Genomic DNA, 19143 nt, shown 5'->3' on the forward strand with positions numbered 1-19143 from the left:
TCGTTAGGCAACATTTCACCATCACACTAGACACGTCATTTGGACCCGCATAACGTACATGGAATCGGATACGATTTGCGAGTGCCTGAACCTTTGGGAAGGCACTCGGGCCGCCCCCGGAGGTAACCCCATGCCCCTGCATCCCGAGGCGCAGCGAATAATCGACCGCACCGGCGTTCAGGACCAGGGCGAGGCCCCCCAGCTTGACGCGGCGGCGATGCGCGAGGGATTCCGTCTTGCCTGGTCCATGCCGGACGACCTTCAGCCGGTCGGTGGTGTGGTCGATACCGCGTTCCCCGGTCCCGCGGGTGAGGTACCGGTTCGTGTATACACCCCCGAGGGCGACGGGCCGTTCCCGGCGCTGGTCTGGTTCCACGGCGGCGGGTGGACCATTGGCTCTCTCGACGAGAACGAGGTCGCCTGCCGGGCGGTCTGCGCAGGGGCGGGCGCCGTCGTCGTCTCCGTCGACTACCGGCTCGCACCGGAGAACCCCTTCCCGGCCGCGGCGGACGACTCCTACGCCGCGCTCCTGTGGGTCCACGAGAACGCCGAGGCGCTCTCGGTCGACGCCTCGCGCCTCGCCGTCGCCGGTGAGAGCGCGGGCGGGAACCTCGCCGCCGTCGTCGCGCTCAAGGCCCGCGACCTGAACGGTCCCCGGCTGTCCCTGCAGGTGCTCGTCTCGCCAATTCTGGGCCACCCCGACGACGGGCGCGCCTCCTACCGGGACTGCTCCGAGGGCTACTTCCTCTCGAAGGAAGGCATGGACTGGTTCTTCACCCAGTACCCCCGTAACGCCAGTGATCTCGACGACCCCTATCTCCTGCCGCTCCGCTCGAAGGACCTGTCGGGCCTGGCGCCCGCGCTGGTCGTCGAGGCCGAGTACGACGTCCTCCGCGACGAGGGCGTCGAGTACGCCGAGGCGCTCAAGGCCGCGGGCAACCAGGTTGAGCTGGCCGTGTTCGACGGCATGATCCACGGCTTCTTCGGACTGCTCACGCTTGAGCTGGCCGAGGTCAGCGGTGTCACTGCCCACGTCGTCGAGGCACTGCGATCCGCCTATGTGAAAGGCGCCCAATGAGCGGCGAAGTCCTCTCCCTTAAGGACGTCAGCATCAACCGGGGTGACACCCCGATCGTCCACGACGTCTCCCTGACCGTCGCACCCGGAACCGTCACGGTCGTCCTGGGCGCCAACGGCGCCGGAAAGACGACGCTGATGGACGGAATCGCGGGGCTGGCCCCCGTGACCTCAGGAACGATCCAGCTCGACGGCGCGCCGATCGAGAAGCTTCCCATCTACAAGCGCTCCCAGGCCGGTCTGGGTTACGTCGAGCAGGCCCGTACGGTCTTCAGGACGCTGACCGTCGAGCAGAACCTGCTCGTCTCCCGTTCCGGCAAGGGCGACGCCGAGAAGGTCTACGAGCTCTTCCCCGAGTTGCAGAAGCGCCGTACGCTCCAGGCCGGTCACCTGTCCGGCGGTGAACAGCAGATGCTCGTCCTGGGACGCGCGCTGATCTCCGACCCCAAGATCATACTCATTGACGAGATGTCCCTCGGCCTCGCGCCCGTGGTCGTCCGTCGCCTCATGCACGCCGTCAAGGACCTGGTCGGCCTGGGCATCGCGGTCCTGCTCATCGAGCAGTTCGCGAACCTGGCCCTGGAGATCGGGGCCAACGCCTACGTCCTCCGCAAGGGCCGCGTCGTCTTCGACGGCCCGTGTGACGAGATCAGGGGCGACTCCGAGCGCCTGCATGAGTTCTATTTCGGCGCCATGCCCACGGACGCCGTCGTCGAAGCTGGGGGCGAGAACCCGTGAACATGATCGACAAGCGTTCGTGGGGGATCGCCCTGGCCGTCGCCGTGGCGGCCTGCGTGATCGTGCCCAACGTGCTGCCGCCGTACTGGGTGTATCTCGCGATCACCGCGGTCGTCAGCTCGGTGATCATGCAGAGCTACGGTGTGATCGTCGGCAGGGCCGGCGTCATGTCCCTGTGTCAGATGTCCTTCGCGGCCATCGGCGCCTGGGTCGTGCTCCGCCTGAACCTGGCCGACGCCCCCGGCGGCTTCATCGTCTGGCTGGTCATCGGCGGTCTGGCGGCCGTTCCCGTCGGCGTCGCCATCGGCCTGCCCGCCCTGCGCATCCGTGGCGTCAACCTCGCGGTCGTCACCTTCGGCTTCGCCGTCGCCGCGGACATCGTGCTCAACGCCAACCAGTTCCCCGGCACCACCGAACTGAAGACGCTGCAGCGCCCCGGCCTGTTCCACACCAACGGCGGCTACTTCGTCCTGGCCGTGATCGTCTTCATGGTGCTCAGCATCGGGCTGGCGCTGTTCAACCGGACCAGGCTCGGCATGTCCTGGCTGGAGATCCGCTACTCGGAGCGGGCCGCGGCCGCGCACGGCATCTCGGTCGCGCGCAGCAAGCTCGCCGCGTTCGCGCTCAGCGCCTTCATCGCCGGCATCGGCGGTGGCCTGATGGCCGGTCAGCTCGGTCTGGTCGTCTCCAGCAACTTCGCCATGGGACAGTCGCTCGCGCTCTTCGCGGTGGCGATCCTCATCGGCCCGCACAACCCCGAGGGCGCCCTCATGGGCGGCATCTTCGGCGCGGTGATGGCGACGATCCTGGAGAAGCTCAGGCTGCCCCAGGACCTGGGCGGCATCCTCTTCGGCCTCTCGGCGATCTTCGCCCTGCGCAGCGGCGTCAGCCAGACCGACTTCACCCGGGCCCGCAAGCGGGAGGCCGCCGCGCGCAAGCTGCTGGAGAGCCTCCCGGACAAGCCCAAGGAGGAGCCCAAGGCGGCCGTCCCGGCCACCGAGTCGACCTCCCTGGTTCCGCCGCCCGCCCCCGCGGGCGACCAGCCGGCCCTCGACGTGCGCGGCCTGACCGTCAGGTACGGCGAGGTCCTCGCGCTCGACAGCATCGACCTCACCGTCCCCAGCGGTGGCGTCGTCGGCCTGATCGGCCCCAACGGCGCGGGCAAGTCCACCTTCATCGCCGCGGTCAGCGGGTTCCTCCACGCCTACGAGGGCACGGTCGAGCTTGAGGGCAGGTCCCTGGACAAGCTCAGCCCGAGCGCCCGCGCGAGCAACGGCCTGCGCCGTACGTTCCAGACGACGGTGATCGCGCCCGAGCTGACCCAGTACGAGTACCTCTCGATCGGCGCCAACAGGAAGCTGTCCAAGCAGGAGGCCGACGAGCTGCTCGACTTCTTCGGCTGCCCGCCCGGAGAGGTCCCGGTGTCCATCGTGGACGTCGGCAGCCGCCGTCTGCTCGACGTGGCCGCCGCCATCGCGGCCAAGCCCAAGGTCGCGCTGCTCGACGAGCCCGCCGCCGGTCAGTCGGCCGCCGAGTCGCTCAAGCTGGGCCAGAGGCTCGCCGAGGTGCCCTCCCGCTTCGGTGTCTCCATCCTCCTCGTCGAACACGACATGGAGCTGGTCCGCGCGGCGTGCGCGCAGGTGACCGTTCTCGACTTCGGACACGTCATCGCGTCCGGAACCACGCAGGAAGTGCTCGACGACCCGGCGGTCATGGCCGCCTACCTCGGTACTGCCGACGTGCCCCTCGTATAACCCTCCCGAACCCGACCCCTACCCCCACCCCCCCTCTTCCCCCAGCCCCAAGGAAGTAGTGCAGTGATGAAGCGTTCCCTCACCAGCGTCGCGGTGGTCGCCGCCCTGGCCATGGCCAGCGCGGCCTGTTCGAGCAGCGACTCCGGCACCGGCGGCCCGATCAAGGTCGGCTCGATCAACGGTGTCACCGGTCTGTTCCAGACGCCCGAGGTTCCCCAGGCCGTCAAGGCCGTCTTCGACGAGGTCAACAAGCAGGGCGGCATCAACGGCCGTCAGATCGAGCTCGTCAGCAAGGACGACGCGATGAACCCGCAGCGTTCCACCGAGGCGGCCCTTGAGCTGCTGGAGTCGGAGAACGTCGTGGCCCTCGTCGGTTCCTCCAGCGCGGTCGACTGTGGCCTGAACCGCGCCACCTACACCAACGCCGGGATCATCTCCATGCCGGCCGTCGGCGTCGACCCCGCCTGCTTCACCAGCCCGAACATCGCCCCGGTCAACCCGGGTCCGTTCAAGCTGATCACGGCGATGCTCTACTACGCCTCCGAGACGCTCAAGCGCGACAAGGTGTGCATGTACTACACCGTGCTGCCGGGCAGCGGCGGTGGCATCGACGCCGCCATCAAGGAGTGGACGGACCTCACCGGCAAGCAGCTGGCCGTCAAGGACACCTCGGTCGGCCAGGGCGACCCGACGCCGTACCTCGTCAAGGCCAAGGCCGCCGGCTGCCAGGCGATCCTGTACAACGCCACCGTCGGCCCGTGGTTCGCCCAGGCCAAGACCCAGGGCATGCAGGACGTCGACTTCATCGTGGCCGCCAACAGCTACACCGACGCCAACGCCCAGGCGATCCCGGACGGCCTCAACGTCTACGCCGGCACCGAGTGGCAGCCGTACACCGACGAGACCCTCCCCGGCAACGAGCGCTGGGCGAAGGTCATCGACGAGAACAAGATCCAGAAGACCGCCTTCAGCCAGGGCGCCGTCATGGCCGCCGACCTGTTCGTCCAGGTCCTGAAGACCGTCAAGGGCGACATCACCCGCGAGTCGGTCACCGAGGCCTTCAAGAACATGAAGCCGATCGACTACCCGATGGTCGGTACCCCGTGGATCTTCGGTCCCGGTGAGGCCCACAGCCCGATCGAGGGCAGCCGCTTCGTGAAGGTCGAGGCCGGCAAGTGGAAGGTCCTTCCCGAGGGCTTCATCGTCCCCGGCAAGAACTGATCTTTCAGGTCTTTCAGGAGCCCCAGGAGGTGGGTGTCCGATGTTGAATTCCTTGGTCGCGGGCCTGACCAGCGGTGGCGTCTACGCCCTGCTCGGCCTGTGCGTCGTGCTGACCTACCGGCTCGTCGCCGTGGTCAACTTCGCCATGGCGGGTGTGGGCACGATGGGTGCCTTCATCATGGTGTCGCTGATGGACCTGGGACTGCCCTGGCCCGTCGCGCTGGTCGTCGGAGTCGTGGCGGGGTCGCTGCTGTCGGCCCTGATCGGCTCCGGGCTCGTCCGTTGGTTCGGTGAGCACGACGAGCGCACCAAGGCCGCCGTCACCGTGGCCCTCTTCGTGGCCATCGGGGCGATCGGTCTGCGCCTGTTCGGCAGCACGTCGACGGGGGCCAGGAGGTTCCCGACCGTGTTCGACTCACCCGCCTTCACTCTGGGCGACGTCGTGGTACCCCAGTCGGTGCTGGTCTCGCTCGCCTTCGCGGCGCTCATCACCTTCGGGGTCGGCCTGATGCTGTCCCGGACCTCCGTCGGCCTGCGGCTGCAGGCGCTGTCGGAGCGTCCGGGCACCGCCCAGGTGGTGGGCATCCCGGCGCCCAAGCTCGCCATCGCCGTCTGGGCCGCCATCGGCGGTGTCAGCACGCTGGTGATCCTGCTGGTCGCGCCGCGTCTCGGTGGGGACTTCTCCACCCTGAGCGGGCTTGTCACCACGGCCCTGGCCGTGGCGATGGTCGGTTCCTTCAAGAGCCTGCCCCTGACACTTCTGGGTGGTGTGCTCATGGGCCTGCTCGAAGGTTTCGCCGCGTCGCTCGACGAGATCCAGAAGTACCGGGGCGTCGTCCCCTTCCTCGTGATCCTGGTGCTGCTGTGGTGGCGCAGCCGTAACGAGGTCTGGGACACAGCCCACAGCAGATAGCGAATTCGGAGATCATCGCATGACAGTCCCTACGTCCACGCGGGCCGCCGTACTGCGCGCCCACGGGGAACCTCTGGTCATCGAGGAGCTGCCGCTCCCCGCCGAGTGCGAGCCGGGTGGCGCGATCGTCAAGGTCGACTGCGCCACGCTGTGCGCGACGGACGTGCACATCTGGAGCGGCGGCATGTCGTTCCCGGGCATGCTCCCGATGGTGCTCGGCCACGAGATGATCGGAACGGTCGTGGCCGTCGGGTCGGGCACCGTCGACGCCCTCGGTCGTCCCGTCGAGGTCGGCGCCAAGATCGGCTGGTCGGAGTCCACCTGCGGCTACTGCTACGGCTGTACGGTGATCCGCAACCCCGTGGCCTGCTCCAAGCGGGGCTACGGGTTCCTGCAGCGCTCCGACGTGTGGCCGCACTCGACCGCCGGACTCGCCGAGTACGACTACGTCACGCCGACCGCCCAGAAGTACATCCTCCCCGAGGACGTCAAGGACACCTGGGCGGCCAGCGCGGGCTGCGCCGTCAAGACCGTCCTGCACGCCTTCGACCGGGCCGGGGGCGCCAAGCTCGGCTCGAACGTCCTCGTCCAGGGGGCGGGCGCGCTGGGCATCGTCGCCACCGCGGTCGCCAGCGCCTCGGGTGCGAGCAAGGTCATCACCGTCGGCGGCCCCGACTCCAGGCTCGAACTGGCCAAGCGCTTCGGCGCCGACGTCACCATCGGCCTGGACGGTGACGCCGACAGCCGTCGCGCCGCCATCATGGAGGCGACCGACGGCCAGGGCGCGCACCTGGTGATCGACGTCGCCGGAGCGCCCGGTGTCGGCGCGGAGGCCATCGACGCCGCCGCCTGGGGCGGCACGTTCGTCATCGTCGGCACCACGGGCCCGCGCCCCGACCCGATCTCCCTCGGGACGATCATGGGCAAGGAGCTCAACGTGCTGGGGTCGCTCAACGGCGACGTCGGCGACTACTACAACTCGATCGAGTTCCTGCGCTCGACCCAGACGCGGTTCCCCTGGGACGAGCTGTTCAGCGAGCCCGTCGGACTCAGCGGGGCCTCGGCAGCGCTTGAGTCCATGTCGCGCCTTGAGCAGGTCAAGGCCGTCGTCCACCCGTGGCTTCCCTGAGAACCTGCTTCCGGACCCTCGCCTGATCCTCCGAAGGTCCCCGCGGAGACGCTCCGCGGGGACCCGAGGGCCGTTTCCGCGGGTCTTCCACAGACCTTTCCCGGGGCTTGGCAGGCGAGAAGCTCCACCGAACAGAGCCTGACGGCCATCCACATATTTTTCGAGGAGTCCGATGTCCACGCCCAAGAAGGTGGTTCCCCTCCGCAGGGTCGGAACCCACGGTCCCGACGTCTCCGTCCTGTCGCTGGGGTCCTGGCACACCTACGACCGCATGGCCTTCGAGGACGCGGTGGCCATGGTCCGCCACGCCGTGGACCTGGGCATCAACCTGTTCGACGTCGGCGTGTACGGCTTCCCCGGCCACCCGCCGGTCTTCACCGACGTGCTGTTCTCCGCCATCGTCAGGGCGGCGGGCATCTCCAGGGACGAGTACCTGCTGTCGGCCAAGCTGTGGCTGGAGCCGTACCCGGAGATGTCGCTGCGTGAGCAGCTGGAGAAGGCCCTGTTCAGGGTCGGGACCGACCGGGCCGACCTGGTGATCCTCGGCGACATCCGCCGCGACGACCTCGACCTGAACCAGCTCGCGGTCGATCTCGCGGAGCTGGAGGTCGACGGGATCATCGGCTGCTGGGGTGTGAACAACTGGTCGGCCACGGCGGTCAGGACCATCCGCGACCACGCCATCCAGGCGGGTTCGCCCGGTCCGCAGATCGCGCAGCTGAAGTACAGCCCCTGCCGCAGGTCGATCCCGGACGGCGCGCCGTTCGCCCAGGTGTTCGCCGAGGGCATCACCATGCAGGCGTCGGACATCCTCGAAGGCGGCATCCTCGCGGGCAACAAGAAGCCCGGACGTGAGATCGGCCGCGACCCGGGCGGCGTCCGCGAGCGCATCATCGAGGCCGCCGACGGCCTCGCCGCGGTCGCGGCCGAGCTGGAGGTCACTCCCGCCCAGCTGTGCGTGGCGTTCACCCTCACGCACCCCTCGGTCAGCACCGTGCTGTTCGGGGCGACCAAGATGCAGCAGCTCGTCGACAACGTCAACGCGATCGAACTGGTCGAGCGGGTCGGCGCCGAGCGGCTGCGCGAACTGGTCGCCCCCTTCTGGGTCGACGCCGACGTGGTGAACCCGGAAGGCCCGTGATCCCCACCCGGAGGCCGGTGAGGTGAGTCACCGGCCCCGGGCGCTTTGCCCGGCCCGGTTCCCCGGTGGGCGGGGAACCATGTGCCCGTGAACCGCCCGTCCTGTTCCTCCTTCTCTCGCGGTGCGGCGCGAAAAGGCGGAACAGGGCGGGTTTTCCCGTTCTCAACCGTTCTATCGGTACGGCGCGCCGTACCGGTGCGGCTTGGTACGGCGGGCTTGTCGGTACGGCGAGCCCTATTGGTACGGCGGCCCGTATCGGTACGGCAGGCCTTGTTGGTACGGCGGGCCTTCAGCCGAGGTCGAGGACCGGGATCAGTTGCTCCTCCTCGTAGGTCAGGTGCGCTTCGAGCTCGTCGACGAGCCGTTCGATCTCGGCCCGCACCTTCAGCGGATCGTCCCCCGAGAGGGCCCGCTTCAGCTCCTCCACGAGTGCGGCGACGCGCTCGTGCTCCTTTGCCAGCCGTTCGAGGACCGGGGCGAGCGAGGGGTGCTGCTCGGCGAGGACGGGGAACATCATGGTGTCCTCGCCCATGTGGTGATGGTGCAGGCCCTGGCAGACGGTCAGGCAGTTGATCCTGAGCTGCACACCGAGGCCGGGCCGTCCCGAGTCGGACAGCTCCTTGCGGATCAGCGCCAGTTCGCGGCGGAAGCCGTCGTGCACCAGCCTGAGGTAGGCGCCGCCCGACGGCGCGTTGCTCCGGGGCGGCCCGGCGATGCGAAGCGCGACGACCGGGATGACGCGGGTCGTCTTGGCCTGGTACTCGGCCCAGCCCGGGTCGCCCTCCACGGCGCGGGCGAACGCCGCGTCACGCTCCTCGCCTTCCAGTACCTCCGCCACGACGTCGAAGTCGAAGACCCCGGTCTCGACGGTGGCCCGTGGGTTGGCCTTCAGGTTGTGGTACCAGGCCGGGTGTTTGGGGGACCCTCCAGCGGAGGCGATGACCAGCATGCGGTCGCCGCCGTCGGGCAGGTAGCCGAGGGGGTTCGTGTGCGGCCTGCCCGAACGGGCGCCGACGGTCGTGAGCAGGAGCAGTCTCGCTCCCTCGAAATAGCCACCGACCTGGCCGTTGTTGGCACGGAACTCGTCGATGACCTGCTTGTTGAAATCCACTCTTCTCCATTGGTCGATCCTGCTTGCCGTACTGAATGGAGAAGGATGCGGCGGGCCCCTGGCCCGCCCGGCGATCAAGCGTCAGCCGGGCTGCTCTCTGGTGCGTGGCCCAAGGCCGACCCGGCAGTCACGCGGTTAACGCTACTTCATCGGGATTTTTCGCGCAAAAGTGATACTTCAGGTGCCGGTGACTTCCCGAGGTGGCCTGCCGAAGTGGTGGCCCTGACCTGGGCGGCGGCCGATGCCGCGCGAGGGCGCCTGGTGGCCGGGCACGCGAAAAACCCGGTGACGTCGACGATCGCCCTCGGGAGACTGGTCGTCCATGGATGAGGTCGAAGTGGTCGTCGCCCATTCCGAGCGCGCGACCCTGCGCGTCGGCGACGTGTTCCTGAAGGTGGACGCCGATCAGGCGCGCATCGACGTCGAGGTCGAGGCGATGGCCCTGGCGCCGGTCCCGACTCCGGAGGTCCTGTGGCACAGGCCGCCGGTGCTCGCGATCGCCGCGGTCCCGGGGATGGCGCTCGGCCGCCTCGGCGAGCCGTCGGCCGCGTCCCCGGCGGCGTGGGCCGCGGCGGGCGCCGCCGTTCGGAGGTTGCACGACGCGCCGTCGCCGCCCAGGCTCGGCCGGGCAGGCCGGGGCGTCGACGATCTGTCGGCGGAACTCGACGGCGAGTGCGAGTGGCTCGTGACGAACGGCGTCCTGCCCGCCGACCTGGTCACCCGCAACCGCCAGGTCGCCGAGGCCGCGTTCCGGCCCTGGAGTCCGGTGTTCACGCACGGCGACCTGCAGATCGCTCACGTGTTCGTCGACGGCGACGAGATCACAGGCGTCATCGACTGGTCCGAGGCGGGCCAGGGCGACGCCCTGTTCGACCTCGCCACCTTGACGCTCGGACACGAGGAGCACCTCGGCGACGTCGTCGCCGGATACGGCACCGACGTCGACCTGGACGTGATCCGCGCGTGGTGGTCGTTGCGCAGCCTGCTGGGGGTCCGCTGGCTGACCGAGCACGGCTTCGACCCGTTCGCACCGGGCTGTGAGGTCGACGTGCTGAGATCCCGGCTGTGAGGCTTCACGGGTCCGACCGCCAGAAGGAACGATCGGTGGATGAGGCGTCGCCGACAGATGATGAACGCTTTGTGGATGTCGCTGAATGGGCCGAACAACAGTCGTAGGCTCACGCGTTCGGCCCTCAACCAACGGAGAACTCCAGCTCGGCCGCGAACGCCTCGGCGAGCTCGAAGAGGCGGGGACCATCCCCGCGCTGGGATGATCTGCCGCCACTCGAAAGGGCGGAAAGTGATGATCAAGGCGAGGTGTTGAGGAGGGTGTTGATGTCGGTTTCGCGGTAGCGGCGTTGGTTGCTGGGGGTGCGTACCGAGGGGATGCGGCCGGTGAGGGCCCAGCGGTTGACGGTTTTGGGGTCGACGCCGAAGATGCGGGCGACCTCACCAGGAGTGAGGAGGCGTTCGGTGGTGTCCGGCCCGGTGGCGAAGGTCCCGTCGGGGGCGACGACCTTGAGTGGGGACATGCGGTTCTCCTGGAGGGACTGGTGCGGTGGGCAGGCGTTCAGTAGCTGCTGCGGTGGAGGATCTCGTCTTCGCGAGGCGGGTGCCCGGCCCCGAGCCGGGGAGCAAGATGGCCGGGCACCCTGGAGGAGGACCGGCCTTCCACGACGGCAAGGCCGGTGCGCCAGACGGCTCCCTCCTTCCCCAACACGCCCTGTCATGTCCGGCGCGTGTGGGAGCCGTCTCGCGGAGGTGTGCGGCCCAGACCCCTCCCGCCTGAGCCGCACGTTCATGGGTACGGCGGGCGACGGGTGGGATGACGTCCACCGCCCGCCGTACCGGCTTCACGAGCGCAGAAGTCTGCGCAGTGCCGTGGATCGCCCCGGTTGGGCGGCCTGACCCGGGCATACAGCTTGAACAACCCGGGAAACCTGGGCCATCTGCCTGACCTGAGCGGTTTGGATGGCGCGGGCGACGGCGACGGCCTGGATGCTCGGCGGCACCACCGGGAGCACCTGGGCGCTCAACTTGCGATCCAGTTCCTCGGCGGACTCGGCCCGCACCAACAGCACCTTCCCGGGGTACGGCCTGCCGGACAGGGCGCTCCGGTAGGCGCTCCACAGGCCGGACCGCGAGCTGTGGAAGACGAGCCAGTCCGGGTGAGCCGTCTGCACGGAGTTACAGGTTCGATCTGAAAACTCAGAAACTTGACGAGGAGCCCAGGCCGGGAGCGTCATGCCGCCCTCCCGTCCGGCGAACGCCCTTCGGCCACGACCCGACCCCGCACTTCAGAGGCCGGACACCTCCGCCGAGCCAACGAAGGCCTCGAAGGTGTCGGCGTCCACCGTCGGCTCCGCCCCGGCGCGCAACGCCGTACGCGGGAAAGCCCGGTTGCGGATGGCCCAGAACCGGCCGGTGTCGCTGATGATCAACCGCCAGCCAGGGATTGCCGGTTCGGTCAATGTGCGCCGTGTGTCCTTCATGGCGGCCCTCCATTCGATCGGGAAGAAATCCGGGATTCGCGATGACCGGACTGGCCTGTCCGTGAAATCGAGAAGGAAGCTACGGGAAACGCTGTATGAGCCGGGCATGCTCATTCCCGTTCTATCGATTGGGTGCTTATTGGGCAGATTTGGGGCTGCATCACCCCGGGAAGTCAGGCTCAGGGCGCCTGGTCGCTTGGGCGACTGATGATTAGTGAAGCGCCAAAAACCCTCGGGGAGTAGGGGGGCGGCACGGAGAGTGGTATACGGGGTTTACGTTCTCGGAAGGGAGGGGCCGTGACAGTGACCAAAGAGCCCAACAGACGACTGCAAGAAGCAATCGCAGAGGCCGAATGGACCTATGATGCTCTGGCCTCAGCAATTCGGCGCATAGCTGCCGAAAATGGAGAAATTCTACGCACCAACAAGTCGGCTGTGGCCCATTGGATCGACGGCGCCCGACCTTCGGGCCAAACCGGCCAGTACATCGCCGAAGCTCTTTCCCGCCGAATGGGGCGACTGGTCTCCCTGACCGAGATAGGCCTCGTAACAGCCGAAGACCCCCTGGCCGCCGACATTGACCCCGTGCGCGCTGCTACGAACCTGGGACGCGCCGATGTCGAACGTCGGCGCTTCCTGGCCGTTGCGACCTTCACAGCCGCCGGTGTCGCCATGCCGCTGAGCTACGACCATGAGCCGGTCTCTCGCCTGCTCCGGGCTCGCACCGGCACCGTACTGGTGGGGACAGAAGAGATTGACGTCGTTCGACAGATCACCTCCGTTTTCAGCGCGGCGGACGAACGCTTGGGAGGCGGTCATGGCCTCACCACTGTGACCGCATATCTGGCCGACACCGCAGCCCCCATGCTCAATGCACGGTTTCCGAACGAACGGGTTCGCCGCCGAGCCTTCGGAGCCGTCGCGGAACTCGCCTACCTCGCAGGGGGGAAGCATCACGACCTCGGTCAAGAAGGCGCTGCTCAACGCTATTACCAGGTGGGCTACCAGCTCGCTTACGAAGCCGATCCCAGGGGTCATGCGAGTTGGATGATGCGTGCTCTCGCCCAACAAGCCCTAAGCATGAAACAGCCACATCACTGCGTCGCCCTTATCGAGGAGGCGCTCATCCGCAGTAGAGGGGCCCTCGACGGCCAAACCGAAGCCTTGCTGCACATCACCCACGCCCGAGCACACGCGGCATCGGCCGAAAAGACAGCTGCGGCACAAGCTCTTCTTGCTGCGGAAAACGCGCTCACCAGACAAGGAGAACCCCAGGCCGGTTTCTCTCTGGTCAGCGGCCCCGCCTCCGGCACCGTCGTCAGCCACACCGCCAGAACGCTAAGCGACCTGGCCGATCACGGCGGAGCACAACGACAGCATCGAACGGCACTGATCCGCTGGGACGCTGAAAAGTACAAGCGCGTTCACATACTTACCTACGCTGATCTCGGTGACAGCCTCGCCGCTCAGAACCGGACAGACGGAGCAGTAGCCACCTGGCGAAAGGCCGTGGACCTCATGGAGGGTGTCTCCTCGGACCGAACCAGACAAGCTCTCGCCTCGATCAGATCAAGTCTGACGATCTACCGTAGACGCGGGGTCCCCGGGGCCACCGAACTGGACCAGCGAGTCCGAGACGCGCTGGCCTGACATCCTTCGAGAAGGGACCGGCATGACCGAACCGCGTACCGACGTTCCATCTCGGCCTCTGGCGCCCGCGACGGAGGCCATGACGCTGTTGGTCGCGGCGGTGATCGTGCACGACCGCGAAACCGAACGGGTCGTCCTGCTCCAGCGCGGCCCTCACGCGAAGTTCGCCCAGGGCATGTGGGACCTGCCCGTCGGTAAGAGCGAGCCGGGGGAGCCCATCACCCAGACCGCGATCCGGGAACTCCAGGAGGAGACCGGCCTGGTCGTCCGCCCCGAGTCACTGCGGTTGGCCCACGTCATCCACGGCGCGCGGGGAGTGGAGGCGCCCAACGGTTTCCTGACGGTCGTCTTCGCCGTACACGAATGGTTGGGCACCCTGACCAACGGCGAACCCCACAAACACGCCCAGGTACGGTGGATCCCCACCACGGAACTACCACAGAACTTCGTCTCCACCACGGCCAGCGCCCTACACCGCTATTTGGCAGGCGGCCCGGACATCTCCCTCGACTCCTGGAACTGACCGCAGGAAGGGAAGCGTTATAGGGCCCGGCCAGGCATCAGGATGATCAACGCTCTGGCCTGCGCCTCTGCACTACCGCCGGACTGCTGAGAAACAGCAACTTCCGCTCCTGCGGCGCCCGGTCTGGCCTGGGACTTTATCCTCGCCTCACTGCATCACCCTCAAAGGTTCGCAACTCTCTCTCCCGCCAGGACGCACAGTGCGACACCGGCCACTCATCACCCTGAAGAGTTCGTGACTCGGGCCATCGCGCCTTCGTGTGCCACGAAAGGCGGTTGGCGGCCGAGGGGGTGGAACACGGGTTCAGGGCCTGCGCCAGGTCCGGGCCAGGGCGAGCAGGCTCAGGCCGAACATCAGGACGCCCAGGGGAAGGTGGACCGAGGGGATGTGGGCGATGCCGAGCAGTACCTGGACGGAGGCCAGGACGAGGAAGCCGGCGGCGTGGAGGATGGGGCGGGGGGAGCCGCCGCCTGGCTTCCAGGCCAGGATCGCCGCGAGGACGTAGAGGACCGACGCTCCGTACATGACGCGGGCTCCGGCGCTGTGCAGGGTCTCCCCGTAGGAGGTGGACAGCAGCAGCCCGGCGGAGGTCGCCTGGACGAAGATGGTCAGGGTCTGCAGAGCGATCGCGATCCGCAGAAACGAGAAGTTGCGCTGTGCTGTCGCCTGAGTGGCCATGTCACGGTTCCCCTGTTCCGCCCTGGAAGTGTCTTAGAGTGCCTGCCGGTGCCCTGAAGGGCCAAAAAATGCCTGAGAGTGCCCTGAGACACCCGGAAGTGCCTTGAAGCGCCAGAAAAGATCTTGAAGTGTCCGGAAATATCTGGATGCGCCAGGGATCGTTGGATAGTGCTGAAAAGTACCCATAGGTAGTGGATCGATAAGGTCTCATCAGTCCGACGACGCAGGCCCGCGAAAGGTAAGGCGAGGAGGCGGCCGGGAGCATGGACACGGCTGGGACGGCCGCTGAGCGGCGCCAACTGATCAATGTCGCCTACCGGTTGCTCGGTTCACTGGCCGAGGCCGAGGACGCCGTACAGGAGGCCTACACGCGCTGGTACGCGCTGCCGCGCGGCAAACGGGAGGAGATCGCGTCCCCCGGCGCCTGGCTGACGACCGTGACCGGCCGCGTCTGCCTGGACGTGCTCGGTTCCGCGCGGGCCCGGCGTGAGCGCTACGTCGGCGCGTGGCTGCCCGAGCCGCTGCCCGACCGCGCCGAGTGGGGCCACGGCCAGGGCGCCGACCCCGCCGACCAGCTGGTCCTGGACGAGTCGGTGGCCATGGCCTTCCTCGTCGTCCTGGAGTCGATGACCCCGGCCGAACGGGTGGCGTTCGTCCTGCACGACGTCTTCCGCTACTCCTTCGCCGAGATCGCCGACGTTCTCGACCGGACCCCCGCAGCCTGTAAGCAGCTTGCGGCCTCCGCCCGGCGGCGGGTGGACGGCACGCGGGCCCCGACGGTGGCGACGACAGCGCGGGCCGACGCGGTACGGCAGGTCAAGGAGGCGTGGGAGACGAAGGACATCACGGCCCTTGTTGGCCTCCTCGACCCGGCCGCCGTGATGGTCGCCGACGGCGGGGGAGCGGTCGGCACCGTACCGCACCCGGTCGAGGGCGGCGCGCGCATCGCCCGGTACATGGTCGCCATCGCCGACATGGCCCCGGGGCTCGAACTCCTGGAGAGGTCGGTCAACGGCATGCCGGGTCTGGTGGCCCGGCGTGCCGGTGTGGTCACGACCGTGGCCGCGTTCGACGTCGCCGACGGTCACGTCACCCGGATCTGGGTGGTCCGTAACCCGGAGAAACTACGCCTCTGGGCACAGGACGGCTGACACTCCGGCGGAGAACACAAGAAGGGACGTGCCTGGTGGGCACGTCCCTTCCTCATGGAAGACCTCCCCGATCGGAAAGCCTCCTCCGGATCAGAAAACTCGCTCCTCCGGACCAGAAGGCCGCTCCTCCGGATTAGGAGGCTCGCTTCTCCGGACCAGGAGGCTCGCGACCTGAAGGGGAGGCCGTCAGGAGTGGCCGATCACCACGGCTTGATCGCGGACCCCGGCGGCCACGGTCGGGGCGGAAGGAGTGGAAGGCGCCTGGACGGCCCGGGGCACTCCTGGCGGGTTCAGCTTCCCGCCGGGGGCCCGCCGGAGCCGTCGACGTCGTTCCAGAGCGGGTCGTCGACCACAACGCATGGTTTGACCTGGCCATTGACCACGTAGGTGGGGAGCTGCCACTGCGTCCCCGATCTCTCCGGCCCGAACACTCGGTCCTTGTTCTCGGTGAGCATCATCACCAGGGTCTGTCCGTTTCCGACATACCGAGGGTCGATTTCCAACCCTCCTCCGTGAGGCAGCAGGCGAACGGCCTTGGCGGACGCGGAGCCCTCCCATTCCTCCGGGGATGCGCCCCCAACGATGTCTCCCCTGTTCCCCTGGCACGCCTTACCGGACTTGAGGTAGGTGATGTCCGCGGACACCCCCATCTTTTTCAGATCCTGTTCCAGCTTGTCGGCGTCCCTGAACTCGTTCAGCTTGACGTTGATCGTGCCGTCGGTGTTCCTGGTCACCGCGTACGCGGCCTGTTCCGACCCGGTCAGCAGCGGCATCGCGATCGTCGCCGCCGCGGCCAGCCCGGCCACCGCCGCCCCCGTGAGCAGGCGGCGACCGATGCGTCGACGGTTGGCGCGCGCGGTGATCTCGGCTTTCATCTGCATCAGTATCTGTTCCTCGAAACTCATCCCAGTGTTCCTTCCAGAACGAAGGGCAATCCCCGCAGCCTGCGGCGAGCGCGGTGCAACCGCACCTTGGCGGCCCCCGGCTGGATGCCGAGGGCCACCGCCGCCTCGGTGACCGTGAGCTGGTCGATGACGACCAGTTCGAGTACGGCGCGTTCCCCCTTCGGCAGGCCGGCCATGGCCGTGAAGAGCCGCCTGGCGGGCTGCTCCGCGTCGATGCGCTCCTCAAGCTTGGCGATGTCGTCACTGTCCAGTGGTCGCCTCCCGCTCATCCGGCTCGCCAGCCGCCACTCCTTGAACGAACGCCGCCGCTCGGTCGAGACCCTGTTGCGTGCCACGCCGTACAGCCACGCCAGCTCGGTCCCCTGCTCGGCCCGGTAGGTGTGGGCGGAGTTGAGCACCGCCATGAACACCTCGGCCACCATGTCGGCCACGGTGTGCGGGTCGTCGACGCGTCGTGCGAGGAAGCGGGTGACCGCATCGACGTGCCGCCGGTAGAAGGCTTCGAACGCCGCGTGATCTGTGGCGATCTCCGCCTGTTTGCGAAGCACTGGCAATGCCCCCCTTCGTTGGCTAACACCCCCTTTGGTCAGAATCTCCCAAAGGGTTACAGGGGGCGGATCCGCTCCTTCGGCCCGGCTGGAGCGGCGCCGTCGTCCCAGGCCGAAACGCCACACGGCACGACACAGGGCGGGAACATGGGCACCCGCCCTGTGCGCGACCACCTCGCCGCCCTTCGCAAGGGTGACGGAGGCGTCGGTACCGGTTGCTTCGGTCGGCTCGTCCGGTGAGAACCGGGTCCACCGCGGCCCACGCATCGCCCGGTACATGGTCGCGACATGGCCCCGGAGCTCGAACTCCTGGAGCGGCCGGTCAACGGCGTGCCGGTGTCGTCACGACCGTGGCCGCGTTCGACGTCGCCGACGGTCACGCCGCCCGGATCTGGGTGGTCCGCAACCCGGAGAGACTACGCCTCTGGACACAGGACGGCTGACACCCCAAACAGACGCTTCAGCTGGAAGAGCCCTGGACGGAAAGCTTCAGCGGGCAGGCCTCAGGTGGAAGGTCCGGACGGAAGGCGCCAAGCGGAAATCCCGGCTGGAAGAGCCCAGGTGGAAAGGCCGGATGGGAAGGAAACAGCGGAAGGGGCGTGCCCGTTGGGCGCGCCCCCTCCTCGTCGGAAACCCCGGTCGGCGAGCCTCCTCCGGACAGAAGGCTCACGACCGGAAGTCAGGAGTGGCTGATCATCACGTGCTTGATCCGGGTGTAGGCGTCGAAGCCGTACCGCGACAGGTCCTTGCCGGTTCCCGAGTGCTTGAAGCCGCCGTGGGGCAGCTCGGGGATGATCACCTGGTGGCAGTTGACCCAGACCGCGCCGAAGTCCAGTTCCGCGGTCAGCCGCATCGCCCGGCCCGTGTCGCGGGTCCAGACGCTGGCGGCCAGGGCGTAGGGGACGCCGTTGGCCAGCTCGATCGCCTCCCGCTCGTCGGCGAAGGACTGCACGGTCACGACCGGGCCGAAGACCTCCTGCTGCACGATGTCGTCGTCCTGGCGGACCCCGGCGACCACGGTGGGGGCGAAGAAGTAGCCGGGCCTGTCCAGGCGGTGGCCGCCGGTGACGACGCGGGCGTGGCCGGGCAGCCCCTCGACGAAGGAGGCGACCCGTTCGGCCTGTGCGGCGTTGTTCGAGGGGCCGAGGAAGACGCCCTCCTCGTCGGGGGCGCCGACGGTCAGGGCGTCCGCGGCCTCGGCGAGAGCCTGGGTGAAGGCCTCGGCGACGCTCTCCTCGACCAGGACGCGGGTGACGGCGGTGCAGTCCTGGCCGGTGTTGAAGAAGGCGGCCTCGGCGACGGAGCGGGCCGTCTCGACCACGTCCACGTCGGCGAAGACCACGGCCGGGGCCTTGCCGCCCAGTTCGAGGTGGACGTCCTTGAGGTCGTCGGCGGCCGAGCGCATGACCTCGATCCCGGCGCGGGTCGAACCGGTGATGGCGACCATCTCGACGCCGGGGTGCTCGACGAGCGCCCGGCCCGTGTCACGGTCGCCGCAGACGACGTTGACGACGCCGGGGGGGAAGACCTGCGCGCACAGCTCGCCGAGCAGCACGGTCGAGCCGGGTGTGCTGTCGGCGGGCTTGATGACCAGGGTGTTGCCCGCGGCCAGGGCGGGGCCGATCTTCCAGGCGGCCATCATGAGCGGGTAGTTCCACGGCGTCACCTGGGCGACGACGCCGATCGGCTCACGCCGTACGAACGAGGTGTGGCCCTCGGCGTACTCGGTGGCGCCCAGGCCCTCCAGGACCCGGGCGGCGCCGGCGAAGTAGCGGATGGCGTCGATGGACCCGCCGACGTCCACGCGGCGGGTGATGCCGCGGGGCTTGCCGGTGGACCGCACCTCGGCCTCGGTCAGCGCGTCGCGGTTCTCCTCCATCAACCGGGCGAGGTCGAGCAGGAGCTCCTGCCGCCTGGCCGGGGTGCTGCGCCGCCAGGAACGGGCGGCCTCGGTGGCGGCGGTGACCGCGGCGGCGACGTCGTCGGCGGTCGAGCGGGGCGCGCGGCCGTACACCTTCTCCGTGGCCGGGTCGACGAGGTCCATCCACTCGCCGCCCGCGGGCTCCCCGCTCTGCCCGCCGATCACGTTGCGCAGCGTGTCCATGCGTCTCC

The 19143-nt window shown here is 68.3% G+C and carries 19 protein-coding genes; 11 read left to right on the forward strand and 8 right to left on the reverse strand.

Annotation, left to right across the window (positions count from 1 at the left end; genetic code table 11):
• Positions 1-130 precede the first annotated feature (130 nt).
• The 7 genes from ABZ470_RS11300 to ABZ470_RS11330 all read left to right on the forward strand — a co-directional run bounded on the left by ABZ470_RS11300 (position 131) and on the right by ABZ470_RS11330 (position 7973).
• Positions 131-1078, forward strand: a complete 948-nt coding sequence (locus ABZ470_RS11300; RefSeq protein WP_352014040.1) for an alpha/beta hydrolase — start codon at positions 131-133, stop codon at positions 1076-1078.
• Positions 1075-1815 carry an ABC transporter ATP-binding protein gene (locus ABZ470_RS11305; RefSeq protein ID WP_352014039.1) on the forward strand — a complete coding sequence of 247 codons (741 nt, stop codon included), beginning with the start codon at positions 1075-1077 and terminating at the stop codon, positions 1813-1815. The genes ABZ470_RS11300 and ABZ470_RS11305 overlap by 4 nt, the downstream gene beginning before the upstream one ends.
• 2 nt (positions 1816-1817) lie before the next feature.
• Positions 1818-3569: an ATP-binding cassette domain-containing protein gene (locus ABZ470_RS11310; protein WP_362911224.1), complete on the forward strand. Its 1752-nt coding sequence runs from the start codon at positions 1818-1820 to the stop codon at positions 3567-3569.
• A gap of 66 nt (positions 3570-3635) precedes the next feature.
• Positions 3636-4790 carry an ABC transporter substrate-binding protein gene (locus ABZ470_RS11315; protein WP_362911225.1) on the forward strand — a complete coding sequence of 385 codons (1155 nt, stop codon included), beginning with the start codon at positions 3636-3638 and terminating at the stop codon, positions 4788-4790.
• Between the two features lie 40 nt (positions 4791-4830).
• Positions 4831-5703: a branched-chain amino acid ABC transporter permease gene (locus ABZ470_RS11320; protein WP_352014036.1), complete on the forward strand. Its 873-nt coding sequence runs from the start codon at positions 4831-4833 to the stop codon at positions 5701-5703.
• A 19-nt stretch (positions 5704-5722) separates the two neighbouring features.
• Positions 5723-6832 carry a zinc-binding dehydrogenase gene (locus ABZ470_RS11325; RefSeq protein ID WP_352014035.1) on the forward strand — a complete coding sequence of 370 codons (1110 nt, stop codon included), beginning with the start codon at positions 5723-5725 and terminating at the stop codon, positions 6830-6832.
• 172 nt (positions 6833-7004) lie between these two features.
• Complete coding sequence (locus ABZ470_RS11330; RefSeq protein WP_352014034.1) at positions 7005-7973, forward strand: aldo/keto reductase; 969 nt, start codon at positions 7005-7007, stop codon at positions 7971-7973.
• Positions 7974-8262: 289 nt separating this feature from the next.
• Here ABZ470_RS11330 and ABZ470_RS11335 read toward each other — a convergent pair whose 3' ends face one another.
• Positions 8263-9084, reverse strand: coding sequence for a nitroreductase/quinone reductase family protein (locus tag ABZ470_RS11335; protein WP_352014033.1), 822 nt, complete (start codon positions 9082-9084; stop codon positions 8263-8265).
• A gap of 322 nt (positions 9085-9406) precedes the next feature.
• Between ABZ470_RS11335 and ABZ470_RS11340 the strand changes: the two genes are divergently transcribed.
• The gene (locus ABZ470_RS11340; RefSeq protein WP_362911226.1) at positions 9407-10153 is read left to right on the forward strand and encodes a phosphotransferase; all 747 of its coding nucleotides are present in this window, start codon (positions 9407-9409) and stop codon (positions 10151-10153) included.
• 238 nt (positions 10154-10391) lie between these two features.
• On the opposite strand, the gene ABZ470_RS11345 is transcribed toward ABZ470_RS11340, so the two are convergent.
• The 3 genes from ABZ470_RS11345 to ABZ470_RS11355 form a co-directional block, all read right to left on the reverse strand.
• Positions 10392-10616, reverse strand: a complete 225-nt coding sequence (locus ABZ470_RS11345) for a BldC family transcriptional regulator (protein ID WP_362911227.1) — start codon at positions 10614-10616, stop codon at positions 10392-10394.
• A 321-nt stretch (positions 10617-10937) separates the two neighbouring features.
• Complete coding sequence (locus tag ABZ470_RS11350) at positions 10938-11267, reverse strand: hypothetical protein (protein WP_362911228.1); 330 nt, start codon at positions 11265-11267, stop codon at positions 10938-10940.
• Between the two features lie 114 nt (positions 11268-11381).
• Positions 11382-11576, reverse strand: a complete 195-nt coding sequence (locus ABZ470_RS11355) for a hypothetical protein (RefSeq protein WP_362911229.1) — start codon at positions 11574-11576, stop codon at positions 11382-11384.
• 297 nt (positions 11577-11873) lie between these two features.
• Here ABZ470_RS11355 and ABZ470_RS11360 point away from each other — a divergent pair, with 297 nt between their 5' ends.
• Together ABZ470_RS11360 and ABZ470_RS11365 are read left to right on the forward strand one after the other, a co-directional pair.
• Positions 11874-13226, forward strand: a complete 1353-nt coding sequence (locus ABZ470_RS11360) for a tetratricopeptide repeat protein (RefSeq protein ID WP_362911230.1) — start codon at positions 11874-11876, stop codon at positions 13224-13226.
• Between the two features lie 22 nt (positions 13227-13248).
• The gene (locus ABZ470_RS11365; protein ID WP_362911231.1) at positions 13249-13749 is read left to right on the forward strand and encodes an NUDIX domain-containing protein; all 501 of its coding nucleotides are present in this window, start codon (positions 13249-13251) and stop codon (positions 13747-13749) included.
• A 303-nt stretch (positions 13750-14052) separates the two neighbouring features.
• Here ABZ470_RS11365 and ABZ470_RS11370 read toward each other — a convergent pair whose 3' ends face one another.
• Positions 14053-14427, reverse strand: coding sequence for a hypothetical protein (locus tag ABZ470_RS11370; RefSeq protein WP_362911232.1), 375 nt, complete (start codon positions 14425-14427; stop codon positions 14053-14055).
• A gap of 263 nt (positions 14428-14690) precedes the next feature.
• Between ABZ470_RS11370 and sigJ the strand changes: the two genes are divergently transcribed.
• Entirely contained in the window at positions 14691-15578 is an 888-nt protein-coding gene (gene sigJ / locus ABZ470_RS11375) for an RNA polymerase sigma factor SigJ (RefSeq protein WP_362911233.1), read from the forward strand.
• A 290-nt stretch (positions 15579-15868) separates the two neighbouring features.
• On the opposite strand, the gene ABZ470_RS11380 is transcribed toward sigJ, so the two are convergent.
• The 3 genes from ABZ470_RS11380 to ABZ470_RS11390 form a co-directional block, all read right to left on the reverse strand.
• Positions 15869-16483, reverse strand: coding sequence for a hypothetical protein (locus tag ABZ470_RS11380; RefSeq protein WP_362911234.1), 615 nt, complete (start codon positions 16481-16483; stop codon positions 15869-15871).
• A complete protein-coding gene (locus ABZ470_RS11385; RefSeq protein WP_352014021.1) occupies positions 16480-17031 on the reverse strand; it encodes a sigma-70 family RNA polymerase sigma factor in 552 nt (183 codons plus the stop codon). Before ABZ470_RS11385 ends, ABZ470_RS11380 begins: the two co-directional genes overlap by 4 nt.
• 679 nt (positions 17032-17710) lie before the next feature.
• On the reverse strand, positions 17711-19135 hold the full coding sequence (locus ABZ470_RS11390; protein WP_362911235.1) for an aminobutyraldehyde dehydrogenase: 1425 nt from the start codon (positions 19133-19135) through the stop codon (positions 17711-17713).
• Positions 19136-19143: the final 8 nt, after the last annotated feature.

This window comes from Streptosporangium sp. NPDC020072 (assembly GCF_040631445.1).
GTDB lineage: Bacteria > Actinomycetota > Actinomycetes > Streptosporangiales > Streptosporangiaceae > Streptosporangium.